21 protein-coding genes are annotated in these 19,532 nt (G+C 38.7%); 11 read left to right on the top strand and 10 right to left on the bottom strand.

Annotated elements, in window-relative coordinates; genetic code table 11:
- Positions 1 to 152 precede the first annotated feature (152 nt).
- Positions 153 to 1,382, top strand: a complete 1,230-nt coding sequence (locus V7K56_RS15300) for a TetR family transcriptional regulator (protein ID WP_334911730.1) — start codon at positions 153 to 155, stop codon at positions 1,380 to 1,382.
- 183 nt (positions 1,383 to 1,565) lie between these two features.
- Here V7K56_RS15300 and V7K56_RS15295 read toward each other — a convergent pair whose 3' ends face one another.
- Positions 1,566 to 1,877, bottom strand: a complete 312-nt coding sequence (locus V7K56_RS15295; protein ID WP_334911729.1) for a hypothetical protein — start codon at positions 1,875 to 1,877, stop codon at positions 1,566 to 1,568.
- A 584-nt stretch (positions 1,878 to 2,461) separates the two neighbouring features.
- Between V7K56_RS15295 and V7K56_RS15290 the strand changes: the two genes are divergently transcribed.
- The 5 genes from V7K56_RS15290 (at position 2,462) to V7K56_RS15270 (ending at position 7,668) form a co-directional block, all read left to right on the top strand.
- On the top strand, positions 2,462 to 2,749 hold the full coding sequence (locus tag V7K56_RS15290) for an HNH endonuclease (protein ID WP_334911728.1): 288 nt from the start codon (positions 2,462 to 2,464) through the stop codon (positions 2,747 to 2,749).
- Positions 2,750 to 3,216: 467 nt separating this feature from the next.
- A complete protein-coding gene (locus tag V7K56_RS15285; protein WP_334911727.1) occupies positions 3,217 to 4,827 on the top strand; it encodes an acyl--CoA ligase family protein in 1,611 nt (536 codons plus the stop codon).
- 331 nt (positions 4,828 to 5,158) lie between these two features.
- Positions 5,159 to 5,638: a thioredoxin-dependent thiol peroxidase gene (bcp, locus tag V7K56_RS15280; RefSeq protein ID WP_334911726.1), complete on the top strand. Its 480-nt coding sequence runs from the start codon at positions 5,159 to 5,161 to the stop codon at positions 5,636 to 5,638.
- A gap of 240 nt (positions 5,639 to 5,878) precedes the next feature.
- Positions 5,879 to 6,505 (top strand): type I restriction endonuclease, encoded by a 627-nt coding sequence (locus V7K56_RS15275; protein ID WP_334911725.1) that lies wholly within the window; start codon positions 5,879 to 5,881, stop codon positions 6,503 to 6,505.
- Positions 6,506 to 6,510: 5 nt separating this feature from the next.
- Complete coding sequence (locus V7K56_RS15270; protein WP_334911724.1) at positions 6,511 to 7,668, top strand: cysteine desulfurase family protein; 1,158 nt, start codon at positions 6,511 to 6,513, stop codon at positions 7,666 to 7,668.
- A 196-nt stretch (positions 7,669 to 7,864) separates the two neighbouring features.
- Here V7K56_RS15270 and V7K56_RS15265 read toward each other — a convergent pair whose 3' ends face one another.
- The 7 genes from V7K56_RS15265 to V7K56_RS15235 all read right to left on the bottom strand — a co-directional run bounded on the left by V7K56_RS15265 (position 7,865) and on the right by V7K56_RS15235 (position 14,266).
- The gene (locus tag V7K56_RS15265; protein WP_334911723.1) at positions 7,865 to 8,617 is read right to left on the bottom strand and encodes a hypothetical protein; all 753 of its coding nucleotides are present in this window, start codon (positions 8,615 to 8,617) and stop codon (positions 7,865 to 7,867) included.
- Positions 8,618 to 8,886: 269 nt separating this feature from the next.
- A complete protein-coding gene (locus V7K56_RS15260) occupies positions 8,887 to 9,492 on the bottom strand; it encodes a DUF262 domain-containing protein (RefSeq protein WP_334911722.1) in 606 nt (201 codons plus the stop codon).
- Positions 9,493 to 9,600: 108 nt separating this feature from the next.
- Positions 9,601 to 10,560, bottom strand: coding sequence for a 1-aminocyclopropane-1-carboxylate deaminase/D-cysteine desulfhydrase (locus tag V7K56_RS15255; RefSeq protein WP_334911721.1), 960 nt, complete (start codon positions 10,558 to 10,560; stop codon positions 9,601 to 9,603).
- Between the two features lie 307 nt (positions 10,561 to 10,867).
- Positions 10,868 to 12,145 carry an MFS transporter gene (locus V7K56_RS15250; RefSeq protein ID WP_334911720.1) on the bottom strand — a complete coding sequence of 426 codons (1,278 nt, stop codon included), beginning with the start codon at positions 12,143 to 12,145 and terminating at the stop codon, positions 10,868 to 10,870.
- Positions 12,102 to 12,584 (bottom strand): MarR family winged helix-turn-helix transcriptional regulator, encoded by a 483-nt coding sequence (locus V7K56_RS15245; protein ID WP_334911719.1) that lies wholly within the window; start codon positions 12,582 to 12,584, stop codon positions 12,102 to 12,104. Before V7K56_RS15245 ends, V7K56_RS15250 begins: the two co-directional genes overlap by 44 nt.
- A 19-nt stretch (positions 12,585 to 12,603) precedes the next feature.
- On the bottom strand, positions 12,604 to 13,458 hold the full coding sequence (locus V7K56_RS15240; protein WP_334911718.1) for an ABC transporter permease: 855 nt from the start codon (positions 13,456 to 13,458) through the stop codon (positions 12,604 to 12,606).
- Positions 13,415 to 14,266, bottom strand: coding sequence for an ABC transporter ATP-binding protein (locus V7K56_RS15235; protein WP_334911717.1), 852 nt, complete (start codon positions 14,264 to 14,266; stop codon positions 13,415 to 13,417). The genes V7K56_RS15240 and V7K56_RS15235 overlap by 44 nt, the downstream gene beginning before the upstream one ends.
- Positions 14,267 to 14,975: 709 nt before the next feature.
- On the opposite strand from V7K56_RS15235, the gene V7K56_RS15230 reads away from it, so the two are divergent.
- From V7K56_RS15230 to V7K56_RS15210, 5 genes are all read left to right on the top strand, one after another.
- Entirely contained in the window at positions 14,976 to 15,920 is a 945-nt protein-coding gene (locus V7K56_RS15230; protein ID WP_334911716.1) for a hypothetical protein, read from the top strand.
- Positions 15,921 to 16,677: 757 nt separating this feature from the next.
- Positions 16,678 to 16,932 (top strand): hypothetical protein, encoded by a 255-nt coding sequence (locus tag V7K56_RS15225; RefSeq protein ID WP_334911715.1) that lies wholly within the window; start codon positions 16,678 to 16,680, stop codon positions 16,930 to 16,932.
- A 6-nt stretch (positions 16,933 to 16,938) separates the two neighbouring features.
- The gene (locus tag V7K56_RS15220) at positions 16,939 to 17,313 is read left to right on the top strand and encodes a type II toxin-antitoxin system VapC family toxin (protein WP_334911747.1); all 375 of its coding nucleotides are present in this window, start codon (positions 16,939 to 16,941) and stop codon (positions 17,311 to 17,313) included.
- A 149-nt stretch (positions 17,314 to 17,462) separates the two neighbouring features.
- On the top strand, positions 17,463 to 17,723 hold the full coding sequence (locus tag V7K56_RS15215) for an AbrB/MazE/SpoVT family DNA-binding domain-containing protein (protein WP_334911714.1): 261 nt from the start codon (positions 17,463 to 17,465) through the stop codon (positions 17,721 to 17,723).
- Positions 17,696 to 18,040, top strand: a complete 345-nt coding sequence (locus V7K56_RS15210) for a type II toxin-antitoxin system PemK/MazF family toxin (protein WP_334911713.1) — start codon at positions 17,696 to 17,698, stop codon at positions 18,038 to 18,040. Before V7K56_RS15215 ends, V7K56_RS15210 begins: the two co-directional genes overlap by 28 nt.
- A gap of 77 nt (positions 18,041 to 18,117) precedes the next feature.
- Here the strand turns inward: V7K56_RS15210 and V7K56_RS15205 are convergent, their stop codons facing one another.
- Both V7K56_RS15205 and V7K56_RS15200 read right to left on the bottom strand, forming a co-directional pair.
- Positions 18,118 to 18,807, bottom strand: a complete 690-nt coding sequence (locus V7K56_RS15205; protein ID WP_334911712.1) for an SAM-dependent methyltransferase — start codon at positions 18,805 to 18,807, stop codon at positions 18,118 to 18,120.
- A gap of 46 nt (positions 18,808 to 18,853) precedes the next feature.
- Entirely contained in the window at positions 18,854 to 19,399 is a 546-nt protein-coding gene (locus tag V7K56_RS15200; RefSeq protein ID WP_334911711.1) for a protein-tyrosine phosphatase family protein, read from the bottom strand.
- Positions 19,400 to 19,532 lie beyond the last annotated feature (133 nt).

Below are 19,532 nucleotides of genomic sequence, written 5' to 3'. Positions count from 1 at the left end.
AGCATCTGGGGTCTCCCCCATTAGCGACTGGCGTTAGCGCAGCACTAGCGACAAAGGAGCGTCACCCGTAGGGTAGAGTAAAGCAAGTATCACTTACATTTGTTATGCTAGCAGAACTCTGATACCCCTGCAAGTGCCACTTGCATTTATTTATGTCATCTCAACTCATTTCCACTCGTCAACGCTTGATTCAAGCTGCACTTGAGTTGTTTTCTGCTCAGGGAGTTAGCGCTACCACAACCCGCCAAATTGCTGAAAAAGCCGAAGTCAACGAAGTGACTCTATTTCGGAATTTTGGTAATAAGCATGGATTACTTTTAGCTGTACTGGAAGAGTCCGCAGCCTTCAAGGATTTAGGTGAATCGCTGGTGCGGCGGGCAACACCTCCTGGCAATGTTTACCAAGCTCTTAAAGATTATGCAAGTGATAGCTTACATGCATTAGAAAGAGTACCAGAGTTTGTCCGATCTGTGGTAGGTGAAGCCGACCAATTCCCAGCAGAAAATCGCCGCGCACTAGGCAGGGGAGTAACTGAGGCAAACCGTTATGTAGCTCAGTACTTAGCTACTGTAATCCAGCAAGGACACCTAAATACCTATTTACCCGCAGAAAAATTAGCAAGTTTGCTGAATGGGATGATTTTGGGATATGCAGTAATTGAGTTTACCAGCGAATTTCACGAACTTTGGGAAGATCGGAATGATTTTCTCGAAAATTTGGTGGAGTTGTTTTTACATGGAGCCATGTCATCTTCAACAGAATCAGCAATAAACTCTTCACAAGCAGGATTCACCACCACAGAAGTAGCTGATTTGCCAGCTAATTTAGTTCACGAAATTCTGCAACAGTCTAGGAAATTTGGAGTACGAGATTATGCCTTGGCTTACGTATTATTTGGGGCTGGGTTATCCGCTACAGAAATAACTAGCTTAGAGCGATCGCACCAAATCTACGATACTCAAGGGCACTTCCTGCAAATTACAATTCCCGGATTTGTCCGTCAGGTACCTGTGAATCAATGGATTTTGGGCAAACGCTACGGTTCCTTTACTAATAATCCTTTAATCAAATGGCTGAAAAGTCGTAAAGATGCTCAAATAGCCATGTTTCTGAATGATACAGGTACACCCATCTCAGAATCAGAACTTGAGATACGTTGGCAAGTATGGAGTGAAGCACTATTAACTCCCCAAGGACAAACGCCAACCATTGCCCAAGCACAACAAACTTGGCGTGTAGAAATGTTAATGCGGGGGATTACCTTGGAAAACCTGAGTATTTTCACTGCTTGCGATCGCACCCAATTACAACCCTATGTCCGCCGAGCCAAAGAAAAAACCGCCCTAGAGCAAGCGACTCGTTTGGATCATAAGCCAGGATAAGGAGTGGGGAGATTAGCTGTACTCTCATACCATTTCACTAAATTATTGATACAAATTATACCAATTTTAAAAAACAATGCGACAGATACATAGGGACAAACCTTTGTGATGTCTGGCTTTCTTAATTTTGAATTTTGAATTTTGAATTGGTATTACTTCCCCTGCCTGCCATCTGTATCAGTCTTAAAGTGAGACGGTATCAGATGGGGATTGGGTATTGCTCGAACGGTGTGATAATTTCTTGCGTGACTTGCCTCCCGCCTGTACATATTGCAAACTGTCTTTGCCATAATGGGTTGCCACACTCATTAACATCTTTTCAGAGTAGCCGCCCAATTCTTCTTCAATTAGAGAGAGGCGACCTGCCATTTCATCTATGCTAGAGAGTAAAGTGTTGTAGGTTGATAGCTGGGTTTGCAAGTTTTGGATGCGGCTGTCGTAGTCTGTCAAATTTAATCCGTTGCCAAATTCTAGCGTCGGGCTAATTGATCGCATTCCTGCAATTCAACGAAGAGCCTTTTCTAGAGTCGGTGAACTGCGTTTTAGTCGTGCCATAAAATGCGCTCCTGAAGTAAGTTATAGGATTACTGCATGTACTCTAGCCAATGCAACAATAAACTTCTCTGAGAGATAATTCGGAAAAATTAGAGCAAATTAAGATCGACCTAATTATTTTTAGTGGATTGTACTGAGGAATTTATTAAACTTGTCAAAAAAGTAACATTAAATAAGTAACAGATACTTCAACATCGTGTTGAGGTACTTAAAAGTCGTGTTGAGGTACTTAAACATCGTGTTGAGGTACTTAAAAGTCGTGTTGAGGTACTTAAAAGTCGTGTTGAGGTACTTAAAAGTCGTGTTGAGGTACTTAAAAGTCGTGTTGAGGTACTTCAACATCGTCTTGAGGTACTTAAAAGTCGTGTTGAGGTACTTCAACATCGTCTTGAGGTACTTTGAAATCGTATTGAAGTATTAGATGATGAGTTTTCTTGCCTTAACCCGATTTACGGCGAAGGCGATCGCGTGCAGAATGTGTTGAGTAATAGCTATCCTATTAAATAGAGTTTTAGCAAAATTAAGTGTCCAACAACCAACAAGAGCAATGTGAACTATGCCAAAGAGAGATGGAACATTTAACTGTCCATCACTTAGTTCCACGACAAAATACCAAACGTAAAAAACAAGATCCAGGAAAAACAGCAAATATCTGTTCTGCCTGTCATCGTCAGATTCATGCCTTGTTTGACAATAAGCTACTTGCTCATTCCCTCAATACTCTAGAAAAACTCAGTAATGAGCCGCAAATGCAAAAATTTTTGGTGTGGGTAAGAAAACAAGACCCCAGTAAACGAATTTCAGTTCATTGATCAATAATAAAGTGCGATCGCATCACTTGTACCTCAATGTAGATGCGCTCTTGAATTTAAAGTAGGGCGATCGCCTTACGACAAGCCGCACTCCTCAATCCGTAACAAATTTCTTGCGTTCCAGTTCTGAAGGATAATCTACTGGGAAAGTAACTTCCAGTGATAGGTATAATTCATTCTTCCCCATAAACTCAGTAGCAAAGTCAACTTTATATCTCTGTTATTCCTAAATTTTCAGCATAATTTCTATTGAAGTGGCGATCGCCGTTCAACGGCGCTCCAACTTTCTGCTTTGTTCATAAATTACTTTGAAGTATTGCAAGTATTGGAAATCTAGCATTAATAACTCTTATCAACAAGGGGGAAGAGGAATAAGAATCAAGGAACATACGAAAATTTACAATGCACATGATACAGCTACCCTAATGATATGCTCATGCAGTAAATAATTACTGTTAGCATTAGCCATGAACCCTGAAGCAGTTGAGCGCAGCTTTCTCACACCTCTAACTTTTATTCAACGTAATGCTAAAGTCTATAGTCATAAAGTTGCTATTACATATAATCAAAAACGCTTTACTTACAAGGAATTTGCTTTTCGGATAAATTGTCTAGCCTCAGCACTGCATCATGCTGGACTTGAAAAAGGCGATCGCGTTGCTTTTTTTTGTTTCAATACTCCACCCATGTTGGAAGCTCATTTTGCTGTACCTTTAGCAGGTGGTATTCTAGTATCTATTAATACTCGTTTAGCTTCCCAAGAAGTTACTTATATCTTGAATGATTGCGGTGCTAAATTTCTCTTTATTGATACAGAGTTAGCAGATTTAATTCGACCTGTTCAAAATAGTCTAGAAACTGTTAAGCATATAATCAATATCAAAGATGTTGAAGGATTTGAACCTATAGATGAAGAAGATTATGAAGCATTTCTCCAAACTGGTAATCCAACTCCTTTGTCTTGGGTAATTACGGATGAAATGGATACAATTTCTATTAATTACACTAGTGGGACTTCTGGTAAACCCAAAGGTGTAATGTATTCTCATCGCGGTGCATATCTTAACTCTTTAGGAGAAATAATTGAAACAACGCTAACATCTAACTCAGTTTATTTATGGACTCTGCCTATGTTTCACTGCAATGGTTGGTGTTTTACTTGGGCGGTAACTGCTATCGGTGGTACTCATATTTGTTTGCGTAAGTTTAACCCCGGTAATATCTGGAAGTTAATTAAACAACTTGGAGTAACTCATTTAAATGCTGCACCTGTAGTTTTAAGTTCTCTCCTCAATCATCCAGACTGTCCGCAATTATTAGCAAAACCTTTAACTATTACTACAGCAGGTGCACCACCTTCACCTACATTGATTGAAAAACTTACTAACATTGGCGCAAAAATTATTCACGTTTATGGTTTAACAGAAGTTTATGGCCCATATAGTGTTTGTGAATATCAATCAGATTGGAATAATTTAAATATTGAAAAACAAACAAAACTTATGGCACGTCAAGGCGTACCTTATATTAGTGCAGATGGCTTGCGAGTTGTAGATCAAAATATGAATGATGTCCCGGCGGACGGTCAAACAATGGGGGAAGTGGTGATGCGAGGAAATATGGTGATGACAGGCTATTATAATGACCCAGAAGCAACCGAAAAGGTATTTAGAGGAGGATGGTTTCATAGCGGTGATTTAGCAGTAATGCACCCTGACGGTTATATTGAGGTGCGTGACCGCATGAAAGATATCATCATTACAAATGGGGAAAATGTCTCTAGTATTGAAGTTGAACAATGTCTTTACCGCCATGAAGCCGTGTTAGAGTGTGCAGTCATTGGTGTACCTCATTCTAAACGTGGTGAAGTGCCAAAAGCCTTTATTACCCTCAAAGAGAACGCGCAAGTTACAGAACAAAAATTAATTCAATTCTGCCGCAATCAAATTGCTGCTTTTAAATGCCCTATGACCATTGAATTTACTACTCTGCCAAAAACTAGCACTGGTAAAATTCAAAAGTATCTGTTACGGGAAAAAGAATGGATAGGTTATGAAAAGAGGATTTACGGCAGTTAGTTGCAATATGGAAATTAAACTCAACAGCTTCTCCTTTACAGCCGTCAAATACAGTCGCTTCAGTTCTCACAAGTGGAAAACAAATATATTACAGCAGATTGCAAGTAAGTGAGGTACAAAATCCAGGACTGATTTATCAGATATAAAGAGTTTCTACCTCTTCGCTCCTGCCTCCTGCCTTAATTGCGGGATGGGCATCTTGCCCGTCCCTTGTATTTCCGGGCGGGCAGGATGCCCACCCCACAAGAATCATCCCTCGATTTAGCAACGCCGTATAATTCTAAGCGATGTCTACGACGAGCTATGCTTACGCAATCTTTCACATCCGATCATGAACAACATTCCCCAAGTCGGACAACCAGCGCCAGATTTCTCTACTCCTGACCAAAATGGCAATGCAGTCACTCTCGACGACCTCAGCAGTCAGTGGGTTGTCCTCTACTTCTACCCCAAAGATGACACACCTGGCTGTACTACCGAAGCGAAAGATTTCACCGAGTTGTATCAAGACTTCAGCGAACTGGGAGCAAAAATCTTAGGCGTAAGTCCAGATTTAGGTAAGTCTCATTGTAAATTTATCAGCAAACATAACTTGTTAATCACCCTTTTAAGTGACCCAGAACATATTTTGACAGAAACCTACGGTGCTTGGCGCTTAAAAAAATTTATGGGCAAAGAATATATGGGTGTTATTCGCTCAACCTTTTTAATTTCACCTGATAAAATTATTGTCTATGCTTGGCCTAATGTAAAAACGAAAGGTCATGCTCAGGCAGTTTTAACTAAATTACAGGAGTTAGCAGCCACTTAACACAATTGGACTGGATACTAGAAACTGCTAGCGTGATAATTGAAGTAAGGAATTAGACTTTTCGCAAGTTGAAATAAACATGATTCAAGTCATCCAAGCCCAAAATATCACTCTTGCCTACTTCAAGAGGTAAACAAGAGAAATTTAAAACTGATTCACCTATTAAAACTTTTGGTACAGACCACTAGGTGAATACTGAAGCAGTGTCATAATAGTTATATTGCATCTTTTAAATGAATTATGGTTAAATTTATCCAAGCTCAAAATGTCGGGCTTGCCTATTTGGAGGAAAAATTTAGTCTCCAGCTAGCAGAAGATAAGGCATTCTTCACAGAATGGTTTGAAAACTTACCGAAAATTACAGATTTAGAAAAGCAAGATTTAGATAAAGTAAAGCTTCATTTCCTCCGCTTAGTCAAGCATCCTCCTTTGTCAGAAGAAACGGTAAAACTAGTAGTTTTATCTCCTTTACTCGGTTTAGCTGGATTTTATGATGAGCCTTTTTATATAAGAAGCGAGCAATCAATAGAAATTTCTGCGGAAGATCAAGGAGAAATTATTAGAGGTAGAATTGATATTTTAGTTATTCAAGAACAATTATGGTTATTAGTAATTGAATCTAAAAAGTCTAGCTTTTCTCTTTTAGAAGCCGTACCTCAAGCACTTGTTTATATGCTGTCTAATCCTAGTCAAGACAAACCTGCTTTTGGATTAGTAACAAATGGTAGCGATTTTATTTTTTTGAAACTTACCAAAATAAATCAGCCAAAGTATGCTATTTCTGACCAATTTACACTTTTAAAGCGAGAAAGCGAACTGTATCAAGTTCTAAGTGTATTAAAAAAATTGAGTCAAATTTTGAGTTAATAATTATGTCTATTCGTCCAATATATCTTGATTGTCACGCTACTACACCTGTAGATGAACGGGTACTAGCAGCAATGCTTCCTTATTTTATAGAAAAATTTGGCAACCCAGCTAGTATTAGTCATGTTTATGGTTGGGAAGCAGAAGCTGCTGTGAAGCAAACGCGAGAAATTTTAGCAGCAGCAATCAACGCCACACCAGAAGAAATTGTGTTTACGAGTGGGGCAACAGAAGCAAATAATTTAGCTATTAAAGGTGTTGCCGAAGCTTATTTTAAAAAAGGTCAGCATATTATTACTGTTGCCACTGAACATAGTGCAGTAATTGACCCTTGTAATTATTTAAAAAGTCTCGGTTTTGAAATTACTATTCTCCCTGTCCAAAAAGATGGATTGATTGATTTAACTGAGTTAAAAAAAGCTTTCCGTCCTGAGACAATTTTAGTATCGGTGATGGCTGCAAATAATGAAATTGGTGTGTTACAGCCATTGGCAGAAATTGGGGAAATGTGCCATGAACACCAAATCCTATTCCACACCGATGCAGCGCAAGCTATTGGTAAAATTCCCTTGAATGTGCAAGCGATGAAAATTGACTTGATGTCGCTCACAGCACATAAAGTATATGGCCCCAAAGGTATTGGAGCGCTGTACGTCCGCAGGCGCAACCCCAGAGTACAACTAGCTCCCCAGCAGCACGGTGGCGGACACGAGCGGGGGATGCGTTCTGGTACATTATATACACCGCAAATTGTCGGCTTTGGCAAAGCTGTAGAAATCGCTTTGGCTGAACAAGAGACAGAAACCCAACGCCTTACCCAGTTAAGACAAAGATTGTGGGAACAGCTTTCGCAAGTTCAAGGAATTCATTTCAACGGACATCCTCAACAGCGATTGGCGGGAAACTTGAATATCAGTGTTGAGGGAGTGGATGGAGCCGCACTTTTGCTAGGATTGCAGCCAGTAATGGCAGTTTCTTCTGGGTCTGCTTGTTCGTCAGCAACTACTGCACCTTCCCATGTTCTCACAGCGCTTGGATATTCAGAAAAGCTAGCTTATGCCTCAGTACGGTTTGGTATTGGACGGTTTACTACAGAAGAAGAGATTGATATTGTGGCTAAACATGCGATCGCTACCATTCAAAGTTTACAAAATAAACGGTAAGTGTAAAAGCCAGCAATGCCTCTTTTTTGGACAATCGCTTTTCTATAAATGGATATTCTCTATGGGATTACCCATATCAAAAACCTTAAATTCAATTCCTTCTAACTTCAGCCTCAAAGCCTCTAATAATAGGTTTACCCTTTCTTCAATAAAAATGGTTAGGGCATTTTCTGGAAGTGCATCGCCTCTTGACCATTCAAGAATGAGCGTAGGTATAAGATGAGAGCGTAACACTGCCTACTAAACCAGGCTCGTCATATTCTTTGAGATAATGTAATGGATTTTTATCGCTAATTTTCAAATTAGTTATTTGAGACAGATAGGCAATATTCATCAGACTGTCACATTCTATTTGACTAGCAATACCACTCTGTTTAATAAAATTAACTGGAAATATGTGGTGCAAGTTAGGCTTATCTGTAAGTAAGTAATAAACATCGGATAAAACATCTTTATGGGGTTTTGCCCAATCTTGCGGCTTATGGTTTGCATAAAGTGATAGTATCGCTCTGGATAAGCGACCTCTATGACTGTAGAAAGATTTTCTTATTGAATTCTTATCAATATCAAATTGATTGAATGAGTAAGTAGTATTAGCCTTTTGCTGATTAACAAAGTCTATATGTTGCCAGAGATGAGTAGTGTTTGTTAGTAATTCTGCATTATGAAAACTATAATACCAAAAATATTTAGTTAAAAAACTATAATCCGGTTTATCATTACGATAAAAATATGCTGTGACAGTCAGGTATAAATATCGGTAAGGGATTAATCTTGTACCCTTTATATGCAAACAATTATCAAAGAAACCAAAAGTTTCCGCAACTGCTATTTTAAAATCAGACCATACAGCTTCAATATGCTTTGTTTTTAGCTCATTAAGATACTTGTCAGTAATATTTTGTATCCCAGCTTCAGGAAATTCAAGTTTTACTACTACAGCTAGCATCTAAAGCAATGTCCAATTATCAATACTGGCATATTGACTACTAGAAACAGTTTTTTTAAATTTATCAAATAATTCACGAAGATAGAAACCAGAGATATTATTTGTCTTATTTTCGGAACGAAAAGTCTTAGCAACTACAATATCAAAGATATCCAAGGGTTTACCAGCTTGATTAATTCGCTCAAATATTTGACACACTTCTGCAACTTCAATACCTCTTAACTCAATAAAGGAAACTTTGTAATAAGCAAAAACCTCCTGAATTCTCCTCAGTTGTTGTATGTAAGGATGATCGTATTCTCCATTAACACTCGTATAAATGTTTTTTCTATTTCTCTATATTTATTTATAATATCTAGTAAACTGACAATCAATTTATCTTGATAACGTTTTGTTTTCCTAGTATTTGCTTTAAGCTGACCTTCTTTATCATCGATTTCATCCCAAAATAAGAATCTTTTTGTATAGCTTGTGTCATCAATTGCATCAGTATGCTCAATAGTCAAATCTATATATAGTGTTGGATTAAAATTTTCGTTGTTGGCAATCTTGCCCCCATAGATTGATGTTAAGAGAGAAGTTGTTCTTTGTTGTCCATCTAAAATGTATTGGTATTCATTAGAGTGAAAATTGTCAGCAAACTTCAGACCACCTATTTCCCTATGACTTTCTAACTTGGTATTAGTTTTCCAAATTAAAATACTTCCTAAAGGGTAAAACTTATAAATACTATCCCAAAGTTTTTTAACATTCTCTTTTTCCCAGACAACATCTCTTTGAAAAGTGGGAATTTGATATTTATTTGATAGAAGACTTTCCAAATAGAGAGCAATACTCTGAGCGTCCGACCTAATGCGTTCAGTAGATGTAAACATAGAATTAACCTTACCTAACTTTGAGTAAATATCAAGATTGGCGTCTGAATTTCACTGGTTTTAGTAAAATTCCATACAAAGGTAACTGATATTTAATTAAGTGGCAACTCAGATTTTAGCAAACTTCTGAAAACGCTCCTCTATCCCGGCATTGCCCTGTAAGCCGCCTGTGTGTACCAGCAACAAGGAATCGCCTTTACAAAAAAATCCCTGCTTTAGTAAATCCATCACTCCGTAAAACATTTTGGCGGTATATACGTAATCAAGGGGTACGCCATGTTGTTGTGTGAACTGCTGGCTGAACAGTATTAACTCGTCGTTCACCTTTGCATAGCCGCCAAAGTGATAATCACATACCAATTCCCAGGAAGCGGGAGAACTATAAGGTGCAGGCAAATCAGAAGCGAGGTAATTTGTCAACAAAATTTCAATTTCTTGTGCAAGAAATGCCCCATTTTTCAATACGGGAAAAGCGATCGCTTTTTGTCTTTCATGCAACGAAAGCGCAATACCTGCTAGGGTAGTAGCTGTACCGCAGGCTACGCATATATAATTAAATGCGTAGGCGTAGCCAGCCGTAGGCATCGCATTACTAATTATTTCTGTGCAGCCGCGTACACCATTTAAATTACTCCCACCTTCGGGAATGATAAACACCTCGCCGAAACGTTGTCGCAGATATTCCTGTAGCGCTGGTGTGTTGCGCTGTTGATACATCTCGCGGTTCAGATACACAAGCTGCATACCTTGTTGTACAGCAAAACTCAGCGTCGGGTTGAGTGGTAGCCTCTCCTCTCCACGAATTACGCCGATGGTGCGAAAACCGAAAAGATTACCAGCTGCCGCAGTTGCATAGATGTGATTGGAATATGCGCCGCCAAAGGTTAACAGCGTTGTGAAATTTTTCTCCTTGGCCTCCAAAAGATTGTATTTCAGCTTAAACCACTTATTGCCATTAACCCACGGATGCATGAGATCCAGGCGTAGCACACACAGTTCAATACCAGCGTGACGGGCGATTTCGCTGTTGATTTGTTGTAGAGGAGGAGGAAAAAATATTAACGACATGCGTAAACATTCTAACTTAGTATTTACATTTGAAGATATTTCTCTCTTTGTAGGGCTACGGTGTATACACAAATCTTTTAGAGTTGCAATGCCATTGTTTTGAGAGACAATACCATTGTTTTGAGCGACAATGCCATTGTTTCGACTGACAATGCCATTGTTTCACAGGATCTGGAAAACCTCACTTTCATTCCTCTCTCTTCTTAAAACTACGGTGTACACAGAAGTCTTGCCGCAGCCATATCTTTATTAATAAATCTTGCACGAGGAATGTATTGCATTCAAATGAGAAGCACTATAAGTTCTTCTATTTATACTCCTGTAATGCCCCTAACTTCCGAATTTCCGGCCAAATAATAGCTGTAGCAATTACTACTACAATTGTGCCAATTCCACCACCCACAACGGAAATCACCGGGCCAAATAACGCAGCAGTTAAGCCTGATTCAAAGCCTCCTAATTCATTCGAGGCACTAATAAACACGCTATTAATAGCAGCAACCCGACCACGCAAATGATCTGGTGTTCTGATTTGAACTAATGTATGACGAATCACAACGCTAATACTATCTAGTGCGCCACCAAGCGTCAGCATCAACATAGACAGCCAAAAAGAACGAGAAAGTCCAAAGATAATTGTGACAACCCCAAAACCAACCACTGACCATAATAAGGCTGGGCCTGCTTTGCGTAGTGGTGGTAAATATGCCAGGGTAATCGCCATAGTCAAAGCACCGATGGAGTGGGCTGCTTGTAGGTATCCTAATTCCACTGGCCCTACATGTAAAATATCTTTGGCAAAGATGGGTAGCAACGCGATCGCACCACCCAACAATACAGCAAACATATCCAATGTAATCGCTGCTAAAATCAACTGATTCTGCCAGACAAATTTAGCACCGGCTGCAAGTGCTTTGAGTGAGATTGGCTCAGTTGTGCGGATAGCTTTTTGCCCTTTAATCGGTACTGTTAAAATAAAACACAGCAACGCGGCGATCGCTGCTGCTATATACACTCCTGTAGCACTTCCCAACAGCGCAATCCCAAATCCTCCGAAGGCTGGGCCGATGACTGCGGCTAACTGAAAGCTACTACTATTCCAAGTTGCTGCATTGGTAAACGCACTCACAGGTATCAACTGCCACATCAGAGCATCACTTGCTGGTCTGAGGAATGCTCTAGCGACACCTGTTAATACCAAGCAGGCGTAAATTAGAAAAATTGCACCTTTAGTATAAGAAAGCACTGCCAAAGCTAGTGAACAGAGAGCTAGCAGCATCACTGACAGTAACATGATGAGTTTGCGATCGCGGCGATCGGCTACATGTCCGGTAATCAAGGTGAGAGCAATCATTGGCAATACTTGCGCCAATCCTACACCACCTAGAATTATCGCTGAGTTAGTCCGCTCATAAAGTTCCCAGCCGATAGCTACAGTTTGCATTTGCGACCCCACGGACAGTACCAGCCGTCCAATGGTAAATAGCCGATAGTCTCGAAACTTCAAGGCTGCAAAGGGATCGTGCTGTGCAACTTCAGAGTTATGGGGATTTGAGTTCCGTTTTTTCCGTTTTATCGAAGACATTTTTTAGTAGAGTTAAGCCTTCTTCAATATTGGAAATTTGGTCTTCTGTAAGACCTTTCAGCAATTCGCTAATATGAGCGCGAGTCTGATCTTGGGATTGCTTGAGATGGTGCTTTCCATCTTCAGTTAAATTGAGCAGCACCCGCCGCCGCTCTTGAGGATGAGCACAGCGTTTCACAAAGTCGCGTTGTACCAAGCGTTCTATGGTTGCTGATGCCGTGGCAGAGGTGACACCTAAATGCTCTGCTAGATCAGATAATGAAGCACCAGGATTGCGATTGATAAATGCTAGCGATCGCAACTGAGGTATAGATAAAAAGGCGGCACTATGGGCACGCATATCCGCTCGGATAAACCGCATCACTAATGGAATTGTGTCCATTACTCTAGCGGCACATTCTTCGGAAGTTGCACCTTGATTAGGCTTATCCAAGATCATGGGCTTGTTGTTCTCCTAGTTACATGGCCACCCGTGGATAAAGTTTTCCACCAATGATCGCCAAAATTATTAATGTTAATAAGAGAATTGTACAATCCAGACCAAAGCCATAGATGCTAGTGCCGTTTAACAACATGGTGCCGCGTAAGGCATCAACCTCATAAGTTAAGGGATTTAAATGGGAAATGAACTTTAACCAACTGGGCATCAACGAAATCGGATAGATGGCATTGCTCGCAAAAAATAACGGCATGGTTAACAATTGTCCAATACCCGTCATCCTTTCTCGGCTTTTTACCAAACAGCCAATGATTAATGAAAAAATACAAAATGAACCTGCCCCCAGCATGACTATTACTAGTACTTGCAGGATAGCTAAGGGATGAAGATTTAGTTTGACACCCAATAGAAATGTCAATCCGTAAATGAATACTACCTGAGATAAGCATCGCACTCCACATGCCAGGGCTTTGCCCAACACCATTGCCATCCGGGGTGTGGGACTAGCTAAAAATTTATGTACAATCCCTAAATCTCGCTCCCAGATTAGCGTCATTCCACCACTAAAAATTGCCACAAACAAAATACTCTGAGCCAAGATGCCAGCAGAAATGAAGTCTAAATAGTGTAAGTTTCCTGTAGGAATCACGCGAGTGCGGGCAAAAACTTGCCCAAAGATCAGCAGCCATAAGGTTGGTTGCACAGCTCGAACTACTAAATCAGTGGGATCGTGGCGGAGTTTACGTATTTCCAATTCAGCGATCGCCAGGGTTTTCGTAACTAGCTCTTTAATTGCAGAGATTAAATTTACTCGGACAGTAGGTGGTGCTTTAACCCAACCGTTGAGCAGTACGTCTGGTTCTTGCTGTATCACGGTAGTTGACTCCTGATGTTAACTGGTCGCCTGTATAGTGAATAAAGACATCATCCAAAGTTGCATTTGGGTTATCTAAAGAAGCTTTTAAGTCGCTTGGTGTACCTGTGATAACGACTTCACCTTGCTGCATAATCGCCACTCGGTTACACAAGCTGTCTGCTTCTTCTAAAAAGTGGGTTGTTAAAAATATAGTTGTGCCGTAATCAGCACAGAGTTGTAGTACAAGCTGCCATACTTGAGTTCGAGCGATAGGATCTAGTCCGACAGTCGGCTCATCAAGAAACAAAATTTGGGGTTGATGTAGAACTGATATGCCAATTTCCAGCTTGCGGATCATCCCACCAGAGTAGTTTCGTACCAAGCGCTTTGCTGCATCTTGCAAACCCATATATTCTAGAATTTCATAGATGCGGCGATCGCGTCCCTTGGCAGGTATTCCATACAGCTTGGCGAAGATTAACAGGTTTTCGTAACCCGTGAGGCTACCATCAGCAGAGAGCGCCTGGGGTACATAGCCGATAACCCGTCTTACAGGATTAGATTGACGAGCCACGTCATAGCCAGCTAAGGTTGCTTTCCCTCCACTGATAGGTAGCAAAGTTGTCAACATTTTAATAACTGTACTTTTCCCTGCACCATTGGGGCCAAGCAGTCCAAATACTTCGCCTTGTTCTACAGATATGCTCAGGTTATTAACTGCGGTTAACTTCCCAAAACGGCGTGTGAGTCTCTGAGTTTCCAAAATCAACGGTTTTGGTTCGCTAAGAGGTTCTAACCGATTTATTTTTCCCGTCAATATTGTCACAAGTTTGATGCACTATTTTAATTAGGTTAACTAACTATTAGCTTCTCAATATAACTGTCTGAAGTCAATAGACTTCTGGCATAAATTTGAATCAGAGTAAAAAGAAACACAGTAGAGTGGCGGCGAGGTTATTCATAGTCAATTTATGAGTAAAGTTAACAGCTTTCAGTATTTACCATCTTGGCTGATGGCTATAAAGGTTAATTAGGCTGTATTTTTCTGGGTTTTGAGGCTGACAGATGCGTTTTTTACCAGAAAGCCATCATGCATCTATTTCACCAGTTTTTTTCGACGTTTTTCCAGACAAGAATATCTAGAACCTCTCGGCAAAATATTCTGTTATGAAATGTTATACAAAATTTTTCTAGATATCACTAAAGTATGTACGGAAAAAGGTTTGGTTTTCTTTAAAAGAGAGGTAAGTAGAAAGGCACAAATAAAGATAACTATATAAAGAAAGATAAAAAAGGCTAAAACCCTCTTGCCTGCTGCCTTATCTCATCTCAATGACAAATATTTTTGCGACTCTAGTTCTATACGGAAGCATAACGTATAATAACTAGTTATACCACGAGGGTATCTGGTGAGATAGTATTTTGAGGTTATCTGTTGATGTTAAGTGACTGTAAGGTTATTGGTGAGTTAGTCTCTTGAGGGTGGTGCAGCAATTCAAAAGCTTCACTATATTAAGTCTTGAGCAAATCAAAATTTGAAAGAAAGTATGCGAATATTTTTATCAGCTTACACCATTAGAATTGAAAAAAAGAGAAGTAAAAATTATAAGGATAATTATCCACCTAATTACTGTCAGCTAAACTGTTTTAATGGCTATGATGATTTACTTAGTGCCATGTCAATTTTTATTCAAAAATTAACAATTAATAGAAAAAATGATAGCTATAATATTTATATGAAAGCTTCCAATATTCAAGATGAAGGAAGAAGTATCAGTGGACTTATTGAAAGTGGTATCTACGGGATTTCCAGCAATCTACGAGACGTAGATACAGATTCAATAAATTATAAAAAAAAGAAGAGTGATGCTGATGTTTTACCTTTCTATTTCTTGATTTACATTCCCAAAGACACAAATGAAGGAATTCTGCTTTTACAGCGTACAGGTAAATATGGTATTCGCACACACTTTGGTATTTTCCTAGATAAGTATTTTTCTGATAATTTTCCAGGCTTTTCTATCGAGATCAATACTTTAGTACAAGAGGAAATAATTAAGAGAATTCTATACGGAGGCACTATTAAAAAGCTTCGATGTGTTAAGTATCAAGCTCCGCTTGATCGAGTTGATGGACTTGATGAAGGTCATGAAGAAATTCCCTACAACATGGAAATCGTATTATCTGCGAATAAAATTCCTTTCATGGGTAAAATTCAGAACTTTTTTAACTCAAAAGGTAGTATCAAAAGCCTCATAGAACTTCGTGATTTTAACTTTGATTACGACACTGTAAAGGTTGATGTTGATCTTGATGGAAGTATTAGAACCTTTGATTTAGGTTGTCTCCACAAAGCTAGAACTTACTATGATATCTCTGATCAAGTAGTTATAGATTCTGATGATTATCCCACTTTACAAAGTATACAAACAATTACGAAAATTTACCTCAGAGAAGTTATTAATCAAATGTATCCTTAGTAAATACTACAATGTTAACTAAGATTTCTATTTTTAGTATAATTAAAGACCATATTGCGACACTTAAGAGTAGTAAAACAGGGAAGATATACTATCCCGATATCATCTTATTCTTTATTATCCCAGCTATTACTTCTGGTGTAATGATTTATCTAGGAGTTTTTCTAAATGATGGTTTGGTTAATGCTTTAATTACTTCTTTCTCAATATTCTCAGCTTTATTATTTAACTTGCTCCTATTAGTTTATGATATCTCAGGAAAAAATACAGACCAGAACCAAACGACTGATCATGTTGAAATAAAAAAAAATATTCAACGGCGTGAGTTACTTCGGGAAATTTATGTCAATGTATCTTTCTCGATATTAACTTCCACTATAACTGTAGTTATATTACTAACTTACTTCCTAAAGCCTATTAGCTGTAATTTATGGGTGATAAATTTATGCTCATTGCAGTGGCTATTAGCATCAGTATGCTACTACTTTTCTGTTCAATTTCTTTTAACTCTCTTTATGGTTTTGAAACGAATATACAGACTTCTAGCGAAAGCCTTTAATTAAAAAACTAAGTTCAATCTAGAGCTTTACAAGCATCTCAGTATTAATTAAAGCAATTACTTATGGTAGCGCAAAAAGTGATACTTATAACTAAATGTGCCTATGCATAATTGATATAGAGGAGAGATTAATCGCTTATTGTATATTGTAGTTTTGAGAGCGATACCAAGATAGATAGAAAATAGAGATCAAAATAAATGCTAAAAACATTCAGAGCTTGGTTGAAAGGAAGTCATTTAGAGTGGATTGATGATGTACCTTTATTGGAAGATCAACAAATTCCAGTTCATGTTACATTGCTAGAAAATGAATCAGTCATAGATAAACAAGCACGGGGAAGAAGAATGGCCGAGATATTAGAAAAACTTGCTGTGAGTCAAACTTTGACTGATGTTGATCCTGTTATTTGGCAGCAAGAAACTCGTCAAGACCGTTTACTTCCAGGACGATAAAACGTACTGCTTGATAGCAATATTATTATATATTCTGCTCAACCAGAAAACGTCCAATTGAGAGAGTTAATTGCTGAATATGCACCTGCGGTATCAGCACTCAGTTATTTAGAAGTGTTAGGCTATCATTTGCTTAAAGAGGAACAACGCCAGTATTTTGAGGAGTTTTTTCAAGTTGCTCAGGTTCTACCAATCTCTCAAAATGTGTTAAATCAAGCGGTAATTCTGCGACAACAGAAACGAATGACTTTAGGTGATGCAATTATTGCTGGCACTGCTTTGGTGTATGGACTAACTTTGATAACAAGAAATACAGATGATTTCCGTTGGATTCCACAACTGAAATTGTGGAATCTGTTTGAGTCTGATAAACCGAGTTAAGAGAAAAGTGCCTAAGCGTAGCCCGTTGGAGACATCGCACTTAGTAATTTTGAGAGCGATCGCATTAAAATTATCCAAAAATTGAGCGCTTCTTGACAAAAGCCTGATTAGTAATCACAATGTAATTACAATTCAGGACAAGTATTCTCATGGGTACAGCAATTAGAACCCGTATTGTTAAAATTGGGAACTCTCAAGGTATCCGTATTCCTAAACTTCTGCTGGAACAAAGTGGTATTGGTGAAGAGGTGGAAATTGAAATTCAAGACTGCCACCTAATTGTCCGTGCTGCCTCGCAATCGCGTCAGGGGTGGGAGGAAGCATTTGCAATAATGGCGAAGCAACATGATGATGTACTGCTTGATGATGCCGTAACTACAGAATGGGAGCATCTAGAGTGGGAGTGGTAGTCAATAGATTTGATGTGTTTTTAGTTAACCTTGACTCAACTGTTGGCAGTGAGATTCAAAAGACAAGACCCTGTATAGTAATTTCACCAGATGAGATGAACAAATATATTGCTACAGTCATTATTGCTCCGATTACAACTAAAAGACAGTCTTATCCGACTCATGTTGCTTGTCAATTTCAGGGCAAGGATGGGCAAATAGTTCTGGATCAAATTCGTACAGTTGACAAAAATCGATTAGTCAAAAAGTTAGGTCAGGTTGACTCTGACAAACAAAAAGCAGTTTTAGATACCTTAGCTGAAATGTTTGCTGAATAATATGCTTAATAATCCTATACACCAGATGGTTATGAGATTCCATCGCAATGATTCTACCAATTCTCTATAAATACGAATTATATAATATATCTAGTTATCTTCAACATCTGGTTTCCACCAGGCTGTAATTCATATTCAACTTTTTCAATATCTATCTTGTAACCTCTTAAAGTGTAATATTTAACTATTTCATCTAAATGTTGTGAATGTTTCCACATTAAAGTGATAAGGGGAAATATTCGGACTTCTTTAGCAATACGCAACATCTCACCTACTGAATTTAGATGAAAATCGTAATCAAGATGGTCTGAATATAAAAATAATAAATGCGAACAAAGAGCTATATCAAACTCTTGATGATCATAAGCCAAATTTGGCAATTCACCGACTTTGTATCTGTTGCTCTTTTTGCCAGTCTCATAATCAGACAAAAATTCTCGAATAACTTTGACTCGATTTTGCCGCAAATCATCTGGGGATTTATGATAGCTCCATACCCAATTATTTGATGTAGCCTTCATTTGATTAATGATGTTATCTACCACTTCATTAAATCTTTTCAATATTTCATTACTGGAAAATTGGTATAGTGGATCAATAGAAACAACACTTTTACCGTGACGCGTCATTTCTGCATTAAAGCTTGCTGGCCCATCCCCAATCCCAATGATTCTTTTATTTAAATCCGCATTTGTTAAATTGAATATTTTTATATATTCATCCATTGACCTCCCAAAAGGAACTACTTTATCTAAAACCATTGCCATAGAATTTCCCTAGTAAATAAACTGATTAAATAGGATAATAGTAAACTTAAAATGTTTTATGCACTACGAGACGGCAATCATTCAGAAGCACATTAAGTTCTTTTACGACTGTCAAGGGATTTCTACCTCTAAACACAGCAGCGATCGCAGCTTCATAAGGATTTCTACCTGTTTTTTTGACAGCATTTATTGCAGCTTGATTTGATAATCCTCGGACACTAACTAGCCATGCCGCTAACACATGTCCAGTACGTCCAATTCCACCAGAACAGTGTACAACAACTTTCTGATTTTGTTTATCGGCTTCTATTAAGAAAGGAAGTATTTTCTGTGTGAGGGTTTCTAAATCAGATAAATGGAAATCTCTAATTGGTGCCCAACAAACTAGCTGATTCCCAAATTCCTGTTTGTATATGCTTAGAAGATCGGAGTAAGAAGCTAGCTGTTGTTCATCAAGAAGACAGCAAACACCCTTGATATTTTGGCGCTTCATGAATTCTATCCAATCCTGAACATTCTTGTCAGTGTATCCAGGTCGTGCAGCACCAAAGACGATTTGCTCTTTCTCCCAAGCTGGGGCAAACTTGTACATATTTAACTGGCTAGAGTCGAGGTTGTCAAATCTCACCAATGGCGGAAAATAGCGTTCGCAGTCTAAAAATCCCTTTACACCCAATACAAGCTCAAGTTACTAATCAAACACCTAATGCAATGCCTACGTAGGT

The sequence above is a fragment of the Nostoc sp. genome (assembly GCF_036917535.1).
In the GTDB taxonomy this organism is placed as follows: domain Bacteria; phylum Cyanobacteriota; class Cyanobacteriia; order Cyanobacteriales; family Nostocaceae; genus Nostoc.
Note: the sequence above shows the minus strand (reverse complement) of the source record. Positions and strands in the feature narration are given on the sequence as shown.